Here is a 1,424-nt window from a genome sequence, read left to right as displayed (position 1 = left end):
ACCACGTGCTTCAGTTCGGGCAGTTGCCTCAGCCGTTCTTCCAGCGGGCGGGCGACGAGCTGCTCCATGCGCTCGACCGGCAGCCCGGGGTTGGCGACGAAGATCATCGCGTCGCGGATGGTGGTGGAGGGCTCCTCCTGCGACGGGAACTTCAGGAAGGCGAACACGCCGGCCACCAGCACCAGCGCGGCCACGAAGAAGGTCAGCCGGCTCGCGCCCAGTGCCGATTCGGTGAGCTTCATCGTTGTGCTCCGTGCAGCAGCGTCTGCGACTCCTGCCGCACCGCGGCCTGGCCCTCGTTCAGGAAGGCGACGCCGGCGACGACGACCTGGTCGCCCGCGACCAGGCCCGCCTTCACCGGCAGGCGGCCGCCGGGCAGCACGCCGTCGCCGAGCTGGATCGGACGACGCACGAGTTGCTGCCTGGTGGCATCGAGCAGGAAAACGCTCGCCGTGCCCGGGTCGCCACCCGCCAGCAGCGCAGGGGCGGGCACCGAGAGCGCGGTGCTCGCCGTGCGCGGCAGTTCCACCGAGACGACGCTGCCGCTGCGCAAGCCCGCGGCGGCGCCCGCGATGCGGAAGACTGCCGGCACCAGCGAGCCGTTCTCGTTGCGCGCCGACAGCCGCTCCAGCGTCAGTGACAGTGGGCCGGCCGTGGCCGCCTGGCCCGGTGCGAGGCGCGAGGCCACCGCCTCGGGCAGCATCGCCACCACTTCCAGCGTCTGCCGCGCTTCGATCTGCAGCACCGGCTGGCCGGCTCCGATGTCGGTGTGCGGCTGAGCTGCGCGAGTGACGATCTCGCCGTCGAACGGTGCCGTGATGCGCACCAGCGCGAGGTCGCGGCGCGCCAGTGCGAGCGCCGCCTCGGCCGCCTGCAGTTGGCCGACCGCCAGCCGGTGCTGCGTCTGCATCGACTCCAGCGTGCTCGCCGAGACGATCTGGTCCTTGGCAAGCGACTCGTGCTGCCGCAGCTGGGTGCTGCGTTCCGCGAGCACGGCCACGGCCGAGGCGCGGTCGGATTCGGCCTTCTCCAGTCGCCAGCGGGCCGGCGATTCGTCCAGGCGTGCCAGCACCTGGCCAGCACGCACGCGGTCGCCGACGTCGACGGCGATGGCKGCGATGCGCCCGGGTGACTCGAAGCCGAGTTCGGCGCGCTGGCGTGCGCGCWGCGTGCCGATGAACGACTCGACGGTTGCCGTGCCGCCGTCGGCAACGACTTCCACCTTGACGGGGCGCGGCACGGCGACGGACGGGGCGGTTTCCTTTGCGCAGCCGGCCAATGCGGCGGCCAGCAGGGCGACGACGGCCGCCTTGCGGTGATGTGGGGGCATGGTGATGAATCCGGGGCGAGGTTGATCAGGTGACGGTCTGGGCGAGCTGCTGCAGCGCCTGGCGCATGGCTTCGCGCTGGCGCTTGCTGAACTG

At 72.1% G+C, this 1,424-nt stretch carries 2 protein-coding genes; both read right to left on the bottom strand.

Annotated elements, in window-relative coordinates; all coding sequences use genetic code 11:
• Nucleotides 1-242, bottom strand: a 242-nt coding sequence (locus AC1D15_RS32150) for a hypothetical protein (protein ID WP_477829248.1), incomplete at its 3' end; no start/stop codon positions are given.
• Nucleotides 239-1,330: an efflux RND transporter periplasmic adaptor subunit gene (locus AC1D15_RS32145; protein ID WP_477829247.1), complete on the bottom strand. Its 1,092-nt coding sequence runs from the start codon at nt 1,328-1,330 to the stop codon at nt 239-241. The genes AC1D15_RS32145 and AC1D15_RS32150, both read right to left, overlap by 4 nt.
• Nucleotides 1,331-1,424: the final 94 nt, after the last annotated feature.

The sequence above is a fragment of the Rhizobacter sp. P2_H2 genome (genome assembly GCF_056403375.1).
Note: the sequence above shows the minus strand (reverse complement) of the source record. Positions and strands in the feature narration are given on the sequence as shown.